Annotated in this window: 17 protein-coding genes; 10 read left to right on the top strand and 7 right to left on the bottom strand. The window is 44.7% G+C overall.

Translation table 11 applies throughout. The annotated features are described in order from the left end of the window. The first annotated feature begins 76 nt into the window (after positions 1–76). The gene (locus tag BHR79_RS04345) at positions 77–508 is read left to right on the top strand and encodes a CBS domain-containing protein (protein WP_234970456.1); all 432 of its coding nucleotides are present in this window, start codon (positions 77–79) and stop codon (positions 506–508) included. A gap of 121 nt (positions 509–629) precedes the next feature. Here the strand turns inward: BHR79_RS04345 and BHR79_RS04340 are convergent, their stop codons facing one another. Genes BHR79_RS04340 through BHR79_RS04330 form a run of 3 tightly spaced genes read right to left on the bottom strand, consistent with a single transcriptional unit; the run spans position 630 to position 4026 of the window. After that, positions 630–1916, bottom strand: coding sequence for a 3-isopropylmalate dehydratase large subunit (locus BHR79_RS04340; protein ID WP_200796370.1), 1287 nt, complete (start codon positions 1914–1916; stop codon positions 630–632). 51 nt (positions 1917–1967) lie between these two features. Continuing rightward, positions 1968–2609 (bottom strand): YkgJ family cysteine cluster protein, encoded by a 642-nt coding sequence (locus tag BHR79_RS04335; RefSeq protein ID WP_072561230.1) that lies wholly within the window; start codon positions 2607–2609, stop codon positions 1968–1970. 7 nt (positions 2610–2616) lie between these two features. Next, positions 2617–4026: a DHH family phosphoesterase gene (locus tag BHR79_RS04330; protein WP_083433028.1), complete on the bottom strand. Its 1410-nt coding sequence runs from the start codon at positions 4024–4026 to the stop codon at positions 2617–2619. A gap of 188 nt (positions 4027–4214) precedes the next feature. Between BHR79_RS04330 and BHR79_RS04325 the strand changes: the two genes are divergently transcribed. The 7 genes from BHR79_RS04325 to BHR79_RS04295 all read left to right on the top strand — a co-directional run bounded on the left by BHR79_RS04325 (position 4215) and on the right by BHR79_RS04295 (position 9100). Beyond that, complete coding sequence (locus BHR79_RS04325) at positions 4215–5681, top strand: bifunctional ADP-dependent NAD(P)H-hydrate dehydratase/NAD(P)H-hydrate epimerase (protein WP_072561228.1); 1467 nt, start codon at positions 4215–4217, stop codon at positions 5679–5681. 12 nt (positions 5682–5693) lie between these two features. Further along, the gene (locus tag BHR79_RS04320) at positions 5694–5879 is read left to right on the top strand and encodes a hypothetical protein (protein ID WP_072561227.1); all 186 of its coding nucleotides are present in this window, start codon (positions 5694–5696) and stop codon (positions 5877–5879) included. Positions 5880–5892: 13 nt separating this feature from the next. Beyond that, positions 5893–6360, top strand: a complete 468-nt coding sequence (gene moaC / locus BHR79_RS04315; protein WP_072561226.1) for a cyclic pyranopterin monophosphate synthase MoaC — start codon at positions 5893–5895, stop codon at positions 6358–6360. A 62-nt stretch (positions 6361–6422) separates the two neighbouring features. After that, complete coding sequence (locus BHR79_RS04310) at positions 6423–7271, top strand: ribose-phosphate diphosphokinase (RefSeq protein WP_072561225.1); 849 nt, start codon at positions 6423–6425, stop codon at positions 7269–7271. 27 nt (positions 7272–7298) lie between these two features. Beyond that, positions 7299–7679, top strand: coding sequence for a hypothetical protein (locus BHR79_RS04305; protein WP_072561224.1), 381 nt, complete (start codon positions 7299–7301; stop codon positions 7677–7679). Positions 7680–7701: 22 nt separating this feature from the next. Beyond that, a complete protein-coding gene (locus BHR79_RS04300) occupies positions 7702–8322 on the top strand; it encodes an endonuclease III domain-containing protein (protein ID WP_072561223.1) in 621 nt (206 codons plus the stop codon). Beyond that, positions 8309–9100, top strand: a complete 792-nt coding sequence (locus tag BHR79_RS04295) for a C15orf41 family protein (protein WP_072561222.1) — start codon at positions 8309–8311, stop codon at positions 9098–9100. Before BHR79_RS04300 ends, BHR79_RS04295 begins: the two co-directional genes overlap by 14 nt. Before the next feature lie 2 nt (positions 9101–9102). On the opposite strand, the gene BHR79_RS04290 is transcribed toward BHR79_RS04295, so the two are convergent. From BHR79_RS04290 to BHR79_RS04280, 3 genes are read right to left on the bottom strand one after another with little or no spacing between them, the layout of a single operon-like run. Further along, complete coding sequence (locus BHR79_RS04290; protein ID WP_072561221.1) at positions 9103–9321, bottom strand: hypothetical protein; 219 nt, start codon at positions 9319–9321, stop codon at positions 9103–9105. Positions 9322–9372: 51 nt separating this feature from the next. Beyond that, positions 9373–11346, bottom strand: coding sequence for a ferrous iron transport protein B (gene feoB, locus BHR79_RS04285; protein WP_322787702.1), 1974 nt, complete (start codon positions 11344–11346; stop codon positions 9373–9375). Further along, the gene (locus BHR79_RS04280; RefSeq protein ID WP_072561220.1) at positions 11330–12019 is read right to left on the bottom strand and encodes a metal-dependent transcriptional regulator; all 690 of its coding nucleotides are present in this window, start codon (positions 12017–12019) and stop codon (positions 11330–11332) included. Before BHR79_RS04280 ends, feoB begins: the two co-directional genes overlap by 17 nt. 163 nt (positions 12020–12182) lie before the next feature. On the opposite strand from BHR79_RS04280, the gene BHR79_RS04275 reads away from it, so the two are divergent. Then, complete coding sequence (locus BHR79_RS04275; RefSeq protein WP_072561219.1) at positions 12183–13133, top strand: deoxyhypusine synthase family protein; 951 nt, start codon at positions 12183–12185, stop codon at positions 13131–13133. A gap of 13 nt (positions 13134–13146) precedes the next feature. Further along, complete coding sequence (locus BHR79_RS04270; RefSeq protein ID WP_072561218.1) at positions 13147–14190, top strand: decarboxylase; 1044 nt, start codon at positions 13147–13149, stop codon at positions 14188–14190. 1 nt (position 14191) lies between these two features. On the opposite strand, the gene BHR79_RS04265 is transcribed toward BHR79_RS04270, so the two are convergent. After that, entirely contained in the window at positions 14192–14734 is a 543-nt protein-coding gene (locus tag BHR79_RS04265) for a pyruvoyl-dependent arginine decarboxylase (RefSeq protein ID WP_072561217.1), read from the bottom strand. Between the last annotated feature and the right edge of the window lie 24 nt (positions 14735–14758).

The following is a 14758-nucleotide window of genomic DNA, read 5'->3' as shown; positions in this document are numbered from 1 at the left end:
TTATATGATTTTCCCTCCTCCAACAGCCAATGCCTATATATGCCTGCAAAAAATAAATAAAATGAGGAAGAGGTAAATGATACCTTTCCAAGGAGTCAGAAAAATGATAGGGGAAAATATGCAGGTAAAAGATGCAATGAGCAGAGGAGTGGTTACAGTGCCAATGGATGCAACCGCAGCAGAGGTAGCAGAAACAATGGCAAATCGTGATGTTTCTGCTGTTGTGGCGGTTGACGAAAATGGTGAAACCTTTGGATTTGTTTCCGAAATGGATATTCTCTCCAGACTCGGAGAGAAAAACTGGGAAATTGCCTCAATAGAAGACCTAATGGCATCATCTGTTGAAACCGTGAATCCAGGTATGAAACTAAAGGATGCAGCAAAACAGATGGCTGAAAAACACATACATCGCCTGATAGTAATGTCAGAGGATAAAGTAGGTGCGTCATACAGGCCAATCGGGATACTGAGCCCGGTAGACGTAATAAAATATCTTATCCGAAAATAAATAGGATGACGTTGGAAGAAAAACCAATATGACGGGATACCTTTAAGCTTTTCAGCCAACGTCTTATCATCCAATTAACATTGATAAATATATTTTTTGTGGTCTCCCGTCTACTGCTTACTTATATTTTTCTTGGATCGGTTATTTCACCTGTCAGTGCAGCAGCTGCGGCTGTCGCAGGAGAACCCAGATATACAAAGGATTCAGCACTTCCTTCCCTGCCACGGAAATTCCTGTTGGAGGTTGCCAGGCCAACTTCACCGTCACCCAGAAGGCCGAACGAGCCACCCATACATGGTCCACAACATGCAGATTCCACAATTGCACCGGCTTCCATGAACTGTTCTATATATCCGGCTCTGAGGGCTTTCAGGTATTCAGTCCTTGAAGCAGGGATAACCAGAAGCCTTACACCCTCTGCAACAGGTTCATCACCCATCATATTGGCAACAATTTCAAGGTCCTCGAACCTGCCGTTGGTACAGGAGCCCACAAAGACCTGATCCACTTTTGTTCCTTCTACTTCTGAAACGGGCTTTACATTGTCAACATTATGAGGACAGGCAAGCTGTGGCTCCAGGTTCGACACATCGTAGTGACGGATATCCTGGTAATCCGCACCCTCATCGGAAACCCACTCGGGATCAAGCTTATAGCCGGGAATTCTTTCCTGCAGGTATTTTTCGGTAACACCATCCGGTTCGATGATACCTGCCTTTCCTCCCATCTCTATGGCCATATTGGACATGGTCATCCTTTCTGAGATAGAAAGGGAACGTACTGTAGAGCCTGCATATTCTGCAGCCATGTATCTTGCACCTTCAACACCCACATCTCCTATCAGGTGAAGAATGAGGTCCTTGGAATAAACCCTCTCGGGCAGTTTTCCTTCAACCTCAAAGCGGATGGTCTGGGGAACACGGAACCAGAGTTTGCCAGAAGCAAGCACCGCTGCCATATCAGTAGAGCCCACGCCGGTGGAAAAAGCACCCAGGGAACCATAGGCACATGTATGTGAATCCGAACCTACTACAAGATCACCGGGTTTCACATGTCCCTTTTCGGGCACCACCTGATGGCAGACCCCTTCATAAACGTCATAATTGAGAATATTCTGCTCCTGTGCAAACTCACGCAGCATAATGTGATTCTTTGCTGCATGGAGAGAATCAGCCGGGACCTGATGGTCAAACAGGATTACAATCTTGCTGGGGTCCCACACTTTTTTCTCTTCCCTGCCTTCCATGATTTCATAGAAACCATCAACCGCCAGCGGACCGGTGATGTCATGGGTCATTGCAAGGTCAATATTTGCAAGGACGAAGTCCCCGGCTTTGACTTCCTTACCCGAGGCACGGGAAAATATCTTTTCTGAAATAGTCATTGGATGAGAGTCATTGACAGACATGATAATCAGCAAAAATAATGTGTGATATAATAAATAAACCAATCGATAGAATCATTCGTCATCGAGTTTCCATTTACCCCTGCTATCATGTACAATTAATTGAAAATCAGACTTTGGCAGAAAATCCATAACCAGTGATACAGATTCATTGTTAAAATGCCTGTAGGTCATCATGGTATCCCGAAGTTCAATAATATAGCGTTGTAACACTTCATTTGCAAGCCTGCGCGCATGATAAAGAGGTAAAACCCTGCCCTTACCACCGCATTCAGAAATTTCCAGCTTGCCTTCTGCGATATAGAAAGGATAGGTCCTGCAGAGAAGGGGCCTCAATGGATATATGGTGCATCCGCCCTCATCTAGGAAGACACACTCTCCATTTTTTTTCCTTTTGAGCCTCCAGCCAAATGTATGTACATTACCTTCAGTATCTGCCAGAAACATATCCTCTTCTGCTACCGTCGGTTCAATCGCATTTATATTGCCGCTTTTTTTCAAGTTATCAATATCAAAATAGGTTAGCAGTACGCTGTTATCTCCTGTGGAAAACTTGCAGCATCTGCCACATCCACTGCATCTGAAACCGGTACGGACTATTTCCACGACCAATTCATGAAGAGATATAGAAATAGAGTCCATGACCTGTTTTTTCAGGTCCTTTAAAATAAGTGAACGATATTCTTTTTCCTTCATTCAGATCTTATTCATCCACTTCCTCTACCCCGACAGCCTTGAGGAATTTCTTAACGACTGCCTCATCCACAAGTTTCAGTAAAGTCTGACGGTCCTTTATGTCACTGAAAACACCCAGAGCAATCTGTGCACCTGCAGCTGTGGAATGGCCACCGGCAGAACCCTCACCAAAGGCCTTTTTCAGTATGGCACCCAGATTGACACGGATATCATTGCTGCGTCCTGAAACATAGATAACTTCATCACTTACACCAAAAACTATTGTGGTAAATATACCCTCAAGATTGAGTAAGTAATCGGCTGCCTGGGGAAGAGTATCCCTGTCCCGGATGTTTCCCACATTGGAAAGCAGGTAGCTACCAACGACCTGCCGGTTCTTGATAGCCTGGCCGAGCACATCAAGGGTTTCAATGGACATTGACGGCCTTTCAAGCTGGTCCAGAACTTCATGGTCGGCCATCGGGTAAAGGAAAGAAGCAGCTGAAAGATCATTGGGGTCGGTATTGCGTTTAAAATCCAGCGTATCGGTACGAATGCCGTACAGGAGGGCTGTGGCAATTTCACTGCTGATATCTATATTCAATTCCTGCAGGTACTTGGTCATTATAGTAGCAGAAGCCCCCACGTTGGGGCGAACATCAATAAAATCAGCATCTATTTCAGCATCACCCACAGGATGGTGGTCTATTACCACACCAATATGTGTTCCTTCTGAAAGCATATTATTTGACCCTGCCACCGCACAATCGACAAGTGCAATCTCATCAAATTCAGATATATCATGACCTTCCATATGCTCGAGATTGATACCCAGCAGATTTACAAATGCCTTGTTCTCCTGGTGGCCTATTTCACCATTATAGAGAATCGTGGGATGCAGACCATAATTTTCGGCCATGAGTTTAAGGGCCAAGGCACCTGCTATAGCATCGGGATCAGGGTTGTCATGAACCACTACAGCAAGGGTTTTACCGGTATTTTTGCTGAACCACTGGGATAGCTGGTTACCAATTCGCACAGATTCAGCACGTTCAAGGGATCTTGAAAGGGATTTTGATACTATCCGGGATGGCATGAATACAAAATCCGCACCAATTTCTTCCATTTCCTGCAGATTAATTACATCTGATGCCCTTGCAACACAGTAGAGAGAAGGACGGAAATGTTTTTTCACATTCCTGAGAGCCTGTTTATTGGCCTCGTTGTCTGAACTGACAATCAATACACCGGATAGTTTTTTGGTCTGAAGGCCACGTAGGGTTTCGATCTCAGAAATATCACCCACTATCGCCTCATAGGCTTCCTCACGCAGAGTTTCGACTTTTTGTGGGTCCTTATCTACTATAATAAGGTCTTTCCCTAATTCCCTCAATGCCTTTGCTGTGGCAAAACCAATACTTCCACTTCCGAGTATCAGATAGGTAGGCTTAAAACGTGTCCTTTCAGGTTCATTTTCTTTTGGTGTGGCGGGAATGAAAATATACCTCCCTGTAAAAGATGAAATATCCCTAACTATTAAGACGTTTTCGTCTCAAATCGGTGAATAATGGTTAATACAGCAGAAATTTCATTTACTCAGAAGAACAATAAAGGACAGGGGAAAGAATGCAATCTATTACACCTGACAGAATGAAAGCCATAGACACAAACTGCACACATCTGGGATTGAAAGGGATACAGCTTATGGAAAATGCAGGAGCTGCAATTGCACGTAAAGTGTTATCCCTGGATGCTCACAACAATGTATTGATTGTGGCAGGAAGGGGAAATAATGGCGGCGATGCATTTGTTGCTGCCCGCCATCTAAGTTATTATGATAATATCAGTGTTAGGGTGGTCCTGGCGGGGAAAGCAACCGGCATAAGAACAAATGACGCATTGGAAAATTTCAATTTATTGAAACATTGTGGTATTAATGACCTGGCTGAAATTACGGATTCTACACAATCCGGCATTTTCCAATGGTTCAAAGAAGCGGATGTCATTGTAGACGGCCTGCTTGGCATGAGCATCCGGGGACCTGCCAGGGAACCTGTAGCTACATTAATAGATGCCATAAATACCGGCAATTCCTATGTGGTTGCAGTAGACACTCCCTCAGGCCTTGATCCTGCTACTGGTGAGATTGAGAATACTGTCATGGCAGATACAACCCTGACATTCCACAGAATGAAAACCGGACTCGAAAATCAGGGTGAATACACAGGAGATGTCGAAGTTGTTAATATCGGTGTTTGCAGGGACGCAGAAGATGCTGTAAACTGGGGGGATCTGGAACCTCTGCTCAAACGACATATTGATTCACATAAAGGACAGTCCGGCAGGGTACTTATAATCGGAGGAGGCAGATACTCCGGAGCACCAGCCCTGTCAGCAATGGCTGCCCTGCGCACTGGTGCAGACATCGTGACCATTGCATCCCCGGCAAATGTTTCGGATACAATTGCCTCATTTTCCCCCAACCTCATTGTCAGGAAATTATCCTCTGACCTCCTGCATACAAAAGATATTGATGTCTTAAAAGACCTTATTCATGCACACGATGTGGTGGTTATTGGAATGGGGCTGGGCAACGAAGAAAAAATACGTCAGGCAATACACCAAATCCTTCCTTTATGCAAGAAAGTTGTTGTGGACGCAGATGCCCTTAATGGATTACAACTACCCTCTCCTGAAAATTGTGAAATGATACTTACACCCCATTCCCGGGAATTAACCGGACTTATAGGAAAAGAGGTTGAAAAAGAACTGCCTGCAAGAGCCAAAATGTTACAGGATTTTTGCCGGGAAAATGAAGTTATAACCGTCCTTAAGGGAAAAACCGATATAATTTCTGACGGCAGATACATAAGACATAACTATAGCGGAAATGCAGGTATGTCCGTTGGCGGCACAGGAGATGTGCTCACGGGAATCGTTGGTGCCCTGTTCTGTCGCACGGATGCGTTGAATGCCGCTTGCTGTGCAGCATTTGTTAATGGAGAGGCAGGAGATGTTGCTTTTGCAAAAAAGGGGTACGGATTGCTGGCAACCGATGTGATCGAACATATTACAGACATTATGAAACAATGAAAGGTGAATCAAATGACACACACAAAAGACAGGAATATTGTAGTGGATATTGAAAGGAACAGACTGCGAGTTATAATCAGCCACGGAGAAGATGAAGAAATCATCAAATTAAGTGTTGGGGAAGCCCGGACACTACACCAGGCCCTCGGGGAAAAACTTGAGGATTATGAGCAGCGCCAGAATCTCAGAATAGATTAAATGAGGCGAATCCGTGGGAGAATTCACTCACATCAAGGATGGCCATGTCCATATGGTAGACGTGTCCGAAAAAAGTCAAGTGAAACGCAGTGCTCTTGCCCGGGGCAGTATATTCCTTTGTGAAGAAACCATTGGAGAAATCCAAAAGGGAGATGTCGAAAAGGGCAATGTACTGGCCACCGCCCGCATTGCCGCCATAATGGCTGTCAAAAAGACTCCTGAGCTCATTCCTATGTGCCACCAGATCCCGATAACCGGTATCGACATGGATTTTGAGATACGTGAGGACAGGATTACTGTTGACCTGTCGGTCAAATCCAGAGGCCAGACCGGCGTGGAAATGGAAGCAATTACAGGCGTAAGCTGTGCCCTCCTTGCAATATGGGACATGGTCAAGGCACTTGAAAAGGATGCAACCGGAAACTATCCCCATACCCGGATCACTGATATTGGGGTAATCCATAAAGTGAAAGAAAGCTGATACCCAATTCTTATAAGTCACCAATACATTCATAGCCATTATCAAAAAAGTGAGGGAATGATGTGAAAATAATAGCCGGACCAGCTTCCCAATTGCTTGCCTCCAGAGTGGCACAGCAACTCAATACGCCTCCCACAATATGTGACTATAAAAGATTCCCTGACGGGGAACTGTATACCCGCATCAGGGATGACAGCATCGATGATGTTACTATCATACAGAGCACACCTACAGATAGCGATTATGTAGCCTTGCTACAATTAATAGATGCTTGTGAGGAAGCACCAACCATCAACGTTGTAATACCCTATATGGGATATGCCAGACAGGACAAAGTCTTCAACCGGGGAGAACCCGTCAGTGCGCGTGCAATTGCCAGAACCATTAACGCTGACAGGGTTTTCACGGTAAACATACATGAGAGGAGCATACTTGAACATTTCAATGCCGATTCCTTTGACCTTGACGCTTCACACTTGATCGGGAATCATATACGTTCCCTGAACCTGACAGATCCACTCATAATCTCCCCGGATGTCGGTGCCCTCGAACTTGCAAAAAGTGCATCTGCAGATATAGGCATTCCCTACGAACAACTTGAAAAAACAAGGCATAACGGAGAAAGTGTAACGATTGCTGAAAAAGAGATTGATGTGAGCGGAAGGGACCTGATACTGCTGGACGACATGATTGCAACCGGTGGTACCATGTCAGAATCTATCCGTATGCTTAAAGAGCAGGGTGCAGCAGACATATATGTTGCCTGTATACACCCCGTACTTGCACGCAATGCTGTGGTGCGTCTTTACAATGCCGGTGTCAAGGAGATTATATCCACTGATACCCTTGAAAAACCACAGAGCAGTATTTCGGTAGCCCCCCTGATAGCCGACACCCTTAAAAGCCTCTAATATTCACCTATATGAGGAGTGTAATGAATGTCTTTACCGGAAATATGTCCCATTGATGGGACCCAGGTGTGCAAAAAAAGAAAGTGTCACCTCTACCATGTGGATTGGCGTACCGGTGATGAAAATTGTTCCGTTGGATATAATCAGACCACAAAAATGAGAAAGAGTTCCGAATCTGTAGTGGATGAATATGCCCAGCGTGTGAAGGAAAAACTCAGGGACAGGACAGAGCCACCGGTAGATTCCAGAGAACCCACAGAGGAAATCCCACAACCAGAGAGCAATAAGGCTCCCACGGAAGAAAAAAACAGAGAGATATCCACAGAAGGAAAGAGGAAAAGTATAGACAAAGCAATGGAACTTGACCTTCCAGATGATTATGAAGAAGAGTTCTGGTCCGACAGATAAAGCAGATAATATGCACGCATAGATGCTGCAGTCTGTCTATGACACACTAATCCGGGAATTTGGTTCACAGCAGTGGTGGCCTGCTGAAACCCCTTTTGAAGTTATCGTGGGAGCAATGCTTACACAGCAGACAAAATGGACTAATGTGGATAAAGCTATCGATAACCTCAAACAGAAAAATGTTCTTGAAGCCGGCAAACTGGCAGAGATGGATCTGCAGGAACTTGAAGAGGATATCAGATGTACCGGATTTTACAGACAAAAAGCCAGCAGGTTAAAAGGAATATCAAACTTTTTTTATAATCACGGTGAAGAAGTACTTTTTTCACTTCCAGCAGAAAAACTACGCAGGCATTTACTTGAATTAAAGGGTATCGGACCTGAAACCGCAGATAGCATCCTGTTATATGCTGCCGGAAAACCCCGTTTTGTAATTGATGCATATACAACCAGAATAATGCGATGTATAGGAATTGAGGGTAATTATCACCAGCTGCAGGAAACATTTGAGAAAAACATTCCAAATGATGTGGAAATGTATAAGGAATACCACGCCCTGATAGTTGAGTATGCTAAAAGGTACTGTTCAACCAGGCAGTGCGACAAATGTCTCCTGAAGGGGAACAAGGATGGACAAAACTGAATACGATGAGATACACCGAAGCGTCACGGATGCTTCAGATTTCGAAAAACTGGCCCTGGATTACTGCCAGCCAGTAGGCGTAGTCGCTTCCATCCTGCACCAGAAAATTATCGATTATGTCAAGAAAAAATACTACATTATCCAGAATAAAAGTGCTTTACTGCTCAAAAAATGGAAAAGCGGCAGTAGTATAATTCAACTTTCAGAAGAATACAAATTCCCTCCTACACTTATAGCCACAACACTGCTAAAAGAGATGGGGATGTCCAAGAAATATGTATTCAACCATCTCGATGAGATAGAAGATAACCGGCTTGCATCTGAAATAAAGGAAGCCCTTGAAATAGACCTCTATTTCTCACCTGAAGCCCACTCTTTTCAGGCCAGGAAAGGAATATTAGGAGAAATGATTGTAGCCAGGTGGCTTGAATACAGAAATATCGAATATCTGACAGAAGAAGAATTGAGAAAGCAAAGTGCAGAAAAGACACCTGATTTTTTACTTCCAGATCCTGTTGAGATCCGGGGACAGCAGATAAGCTGGATCGAAAGCAAAGCCGTATTTGGTAACGAAAACGATCATCAGACCTATCTCAAAAAGCAGTTTTCCCACTATGAAGAATTATACGGCAGTGGAATGATTATCTACTGGTACGGTTACGTGGATGGAATCAGCCTTGAAGGCCACGTAATAAGTGACTACAGGATAGATGATGAGTTTGATCCAGACATCCTGCGGGATGTAGTTAAACTGCTCAATCTCACGCCTGACTGGTAAAATTACATTCCTTCATTGACCCTCAGTGGCAAATCGGTGACAGTATCACTAAAATCTTCTTTTAATAAAACACCGCCTTCTACGAGATTGGCATGTGTGCCCATGGTTTCGAGCAATGAATCAACCTCTTCACCCACAGGTTCCCTCATATTGTTCATTTCAAAAATATCTTGCAAAACAGATATTGCGTTTCTTTTCCGGGGATCAGTGATGCGAGTCATTAAGGTTAACACCGTTGATTGTTTTTAAAAACCTGTCGATTTTTACCTGTTTTACAAATGCATTCCAATTTGGTAGATTAAGGCGCCCACGGTGAATGCAAGGAGTATCGTGAATGTGGAAATCATAACCGTATCCTTTGTACCCAGCTCATGTTTTAGTATTGCAATGGTTGCAACACAGGGAATATATATTGTTGTAATTACAGCAAACACGTACATCTGCAGAGGCGTCAATACCATTGCAAAATTAGCAGTACCCGCAAGCACCGCCAGAATCTCAAGCGCCATTTCCTTGCGCAGGATACCGAATACAAGTGCTGTGGCAGCAAAAGCAGGCAGACCGAGAATCCCTACAGATATAGGGGATACGGCATTCTCGAAAATATCCAGGATACCCAGGGTATCCAGCCCACCCAGTAATGCACTCCCCACTATCAATAGAGGAAAAGCAATGTAGATGAACTCACGTATCCTGAGCCAGGTCTTTTTAAGAGTGGATACAACATCAGGATGCCTCAACGGACCCATTTCCATTATAAAACCGGTTCGCTCCCCCGGAAGACCCCTACCAAGTATCCAGCCGGTTATGAAAATTATAAAGATTTCCAGCACATATATTGATACTGCAGCCCAATAACCTACAAATGTTCCTACAAGTCCCAGAATAATAACAGTCCTTGCAGAGCATGGAATAAGAGATATGAGAACCGAAGCGATACGCCTCTCTCTCAATGTATTCAATGCACGGGTAGCCATGATAGCCGGTACATTACAGCCCAGTCCCAGGACCAGGGGGATTACTGCCCTGCCATGCAACCCCATCCTGTGAGTAAGGTTATCCAGCAGGAAGGCTGCGCGGGTCAGGTATCCCGAATCCTCGAAAATGGAGAGAATAATATAAAAAATCCCTATGTAGGGAATTGCAATGGCAAATCCAGCCTCTATGCCCAGCAGGGAGTAGATAATCACATTGCGCACAATAGGATTGCTTGTTGCAAGTTCCGCTTCAACCGGAGCTATCAGGTAGGTTTCAAAAAGATGGACGATCCCCTCTTCCAGGAATCCTCCAACCCTGAAAACCAGAAGGAAAGTAAGTAAAAGGGCCGCTGCAAGACCCACGACACCCACATATTCAGATGTGAGCATGTCATCAATACGATGCTTTAGAGAAGTGTCCTTTTCCACAATTGACAGGACAGAGTCTGCAATCTGTCCAGCTTCCCCGTAGAGGTCCCTTGCCATGGTATCTGAAATCGCCATGTCGTGGACATCTTCAATCCCTGAAGCCATTTCTGAAGCCTTTGATAGAAGCAGGTCTGCTTCGTGGGGTCTGCAGCACATGCGCACAAAATCAGCGTCATTTTCAAGAGCACGCAATTTTATTACAGAAGCCGTATCAGGAAAATCCACACCAAGGTCATTGATAGCTTCAGTTATATGATTATCATAGTGAACACGGATTCGCCCTTCTGGTGAAAGGGATGGATCTACTGCTTCTTTCAGGACTTCATCAAGCCCGATTCCCTTGGTGGCAACAGTAGGTACAACCGGCACACCAAGTATCTGGGATAATTTAGGGGCGTCAATATCAATACCCATTTCCCTGGCGGCGTCCAGCTGATTGAGGGCAATTACTACGGGTACACCGAGTTCCAGTATCTGGAGGGTAAGATACAGGTTACGTTCTAGGCGTGTGGCATCCACCACATTCACGATTACATCAGGATATTCACGCAGCAGGTATTCCTTTGAGACCCGTTCATCCTCTGTGGACGTACCCAGTGAATAAATACCTGGCAAATCCACAATATCTATCTTCTTCCGGCCAACCTTTACAGTCCCACGTGTCATTTCCACGGTGGTTCCCGGATAATTGGAAACCATGACACCCACACCGGTGACCCTGGAAAAAAAAGCGCTTTTACCTACACTGGGATTGCCAACAAAGGCAATTGTCATGTCATGATCGCCATCATGCATGCGTTTTTCGGCTGCACCGCAGCATGAATCAGGAATGTTTACCACGTCTCCGCAGACTGTGCTCTTTTTCTGCAGGTTTTACAAAAATTTTCTCTGCCACTTCATTTCCCAGGGCTATTTCAGTACCCTTGGTAATTATAGAAATACATCCCTGTTTTTGTTTTCTTTTGATTTCAATATCCTCACCTGCAACCATCCCCAGTGAAGTGAGCCTATCCTTGGTCTCTTTTGGCAGGGCAACCATTACCACTTTTCCTTTAGTCTTTTCATTCATTTCTACAAGAGAAATATAATGTTCCCTGCTCAAACTACATTTAGAAGGCAGAGTGGTTTCAGAAATATCGCAAAGACCTTTTTCTGCCAGATAAGAGCACATTCTTTCAAGTACAACATCTGACATAACATGTTCGAGCGCACAGGCTTCCTGGTCCGCTACTTCTTCATTTATATCAAGTACCCTGGTGAAAAAGTTCTTGAGCACCAGATGTTTGCGCTGAAGATTATTGGCCTGTGTTATTCCGGATTCAGTCAATTCAACCCCGCGATAAGGAGCATGAGTCACAAGGCCTTCATCCGATAGGCGCTGTATCATTTCAGTAACTGTTGCCGGAGATATTTCAAGTTCCTTTGCTATATCCTTGTTCTTGGCCGGGGAACTGGTGCGATTGATCAAACCCTGTATGGTTTCCAGATATTCTTCGGTTCTCTCGGTATACATAAATGACCCACTGCCAGAGGAAAATTAGAATACATATTATATTAGGTTATGCGAAAGTCAAGTAGAGAATCTATAAATATATATTTAACGCTCGCACACAAATGCCGAACAACTTTTTAAGTGAATAAGAACATGAATTGTTTCCTAAAAGTCGTGATATACAATGGTTCAGGTAAAGGATCTCCACTGGAAAAAAGACATGAGAGTGTCAGAACTCGTTAATTCCTATGAGAATGTGGGTTTTCAGAGTGTAGAACTGCATAGGGCATCCGAAGTAATAGTCAAGATGAAAAAGGATTCAGCAAAGGTTTTCCTTACATTTACCTCTAACATGGTTACTTCCGGGCTGAGAGGATTTTTTGCCCAGCTCATCGAATTGGGAATTGCAGATGTACTTGTTACAACAGTCGGGGGCCTTGAAGAAGATATAATGAAGGCTACAGGGGAAGTTTTCTCCATCGGCAACTTCAATACCGACGATGTGGAACTCCATGAGAGAGGAATAAACAGAATCGGGAATCTCCTGATCCAGAATCAAAGTTACATGAATTTCGAAGATATGATCACGGATATTCTCAGGAAACTCTACGCAAAGCAAAACCGATGGTCTGTATCAGAGATGCTGCGGGAAATCGGCCTGCTACTGGATGATCAAAATTCAATCCTGTACCAGGCAGCAAAGAATGATGTGCCTGTTTTCTGTCCCGCCATAACCGATGGTGCCTTCGGATTCCACCTGTATCTTTTCCAGCAGGAAAACCCGGATTTCATAGTGGACGTTGTGAAGGATTTCGGCAACATTCTCCTTACAACCAGTCATGATGACAGGAAGGGAGTAATCGCTCTGGGTGGTTCAATATCCAAACATCATGCAATCCTTGCCACATTGCTCAATGGAGGGGCGGAATACGCCGTATACATGACCACAGCCCACCGCACTTCCGGCAGCATGTCCGGTGCCAATACAAGTGAAGCAAAATCCTGGGGCAAAGTTAAGGACGAAAGTGATATTGCCACAGTTATCGGTGATGTCAGCATAACCTTCCCCCTAGCAATGACACGGGCACTGGATGAACTGTACGAAGAAGGATTACTGAATATAGAAAATAAGTAAAGAGATTTATAAAATGACAGTCCCTGATCCCAAATTCATTCTTTCAAAAAACGTGATTATGCAGCAGTATGATCTGGTGGAAGATATAGCTGACATTGTCACATACAGTTCCAAGACCAACCCCAAAGTAACCTCCGTACTTGAAGAGATGACGGATTGTCTTTTCAGTGTCCATATGGAAAACGAACTGAAACACATAAATGATCTATCCAGAGCGGTATTTCTGGCACAGGGGTGGAGCAGTGCCCAGGCAAAGGACCTCTACGACAGGGGCATTCGGAATTTCATTCTGGACAACGAGCACGACCTGGATGTCCTGCTTGCAAACCTAAAGGACACCAACCGCAAGGTCAACCTTATGCTCAGGCTCAAACTGCGCGAAAATTCCATCCGTACCGAACGCTATTTTGTCTTTGGTATGCCTTCTGCGACCATAAACCGGCGCATTGGCGAACTGGCGGACAGCCCTAATATCGGTAAACTTGGCATACATTTCCACAGGAAGACCCAAAATGTGAGCGAATGGAAACTCCAGCGGGATATCGAAGATGTAATCAGTCCTGAGACACTGGATGCCATCGATATTCTCAATATAGGGGGAGGTTTGCCTTCGGTTTATGCCAACAGTAATGCCGATGTTATCGGAGGTATTTTCAAAAGAATTACAGATTTCAGGAAATGGTTGCATGACAGGGACATATCCCTCATGATTGAACCCGGCAGGTATATCGCCGCACCTGCCGGCAAACTGGTAACCCGTGTGATGGCGGTTTATGAGGACAATGTTATCGTGAATGCTTCTGTGTACAACAGTGATATGGATGCAATTCTGGTACCTGTAAAACTGCGTGTGGAGAATGAGGTCAGCAGTCATGAAGGAGAAGCCTATGTGATCAAGGGTTGTACACCCTGTTCAATGGATCTGTTCAGGTACCGTGTTTATCTCGAAAAGAGGCCGCAAATTGGTGATCCGATTACTTTCATAAATGCAGGGGCCTATAATTTCAGGTCTGATTTCTGCGATCTGGAAGAAATCACCACAGAATTTACTGATTGAATTATTCAACAAATACCATAGCAGCCACAACGGTTGTCCAGAGGCCGCTCTTGTCACCTTTGGCGGTCTGGCAGAAATGAGAAGTATTAATAATATGCCCACTGGCCCTGTAGAGCTGTTCCCTTTCCTGCCAGGCAGAATCGGCATCAAATTCAATGCCCAGGGTGGTTGCGAGCATTGTGGCAGCAATATCCTCTGCATACATCCCTGCGGTATCCTCATCTTCCCCGAAGGAATGATGTTCTGAAATGTATCCGTAATTGTCCTCATTCACAGGTACCGCCGTTCCCACTGCCGAAGCTACCAGGCGATGAGCTTCATTGGTCTGGTTGCGAGCAAGTACGGAATAGACAATCTCACCGGGACTGAGATATTCAAGACCCTCCTCCTTTGGAATCATCCTGCAACCCGGGGGAAGGATACTGGAAACACTCACAAGATTATATTTTTCAATACCTGCATCCCTTAACGCAAGTTCAAAGGAAGCCAGTTTATCCCGATGGACACCAGTTCCCTTTGTGAGGAACGCCCTGGAAGGAATCATGGCTGTCCGATAGAGCCTTATTGA

The organism is Methanohalophilus halophilus (assembly GCF_001889405.1).
GTDB lineage: Archaea > Halobacteriota > Methanosarcinia > Methanosarcinales > Methanosarcinaceae > Methanohalophilus > Methanohalophilus halophilus.
The sequence above is the reverse complement of the archived record's forward strand: the minus strand, read 5'-3'. Positions and strand labels throughout refer to the sequence as shown.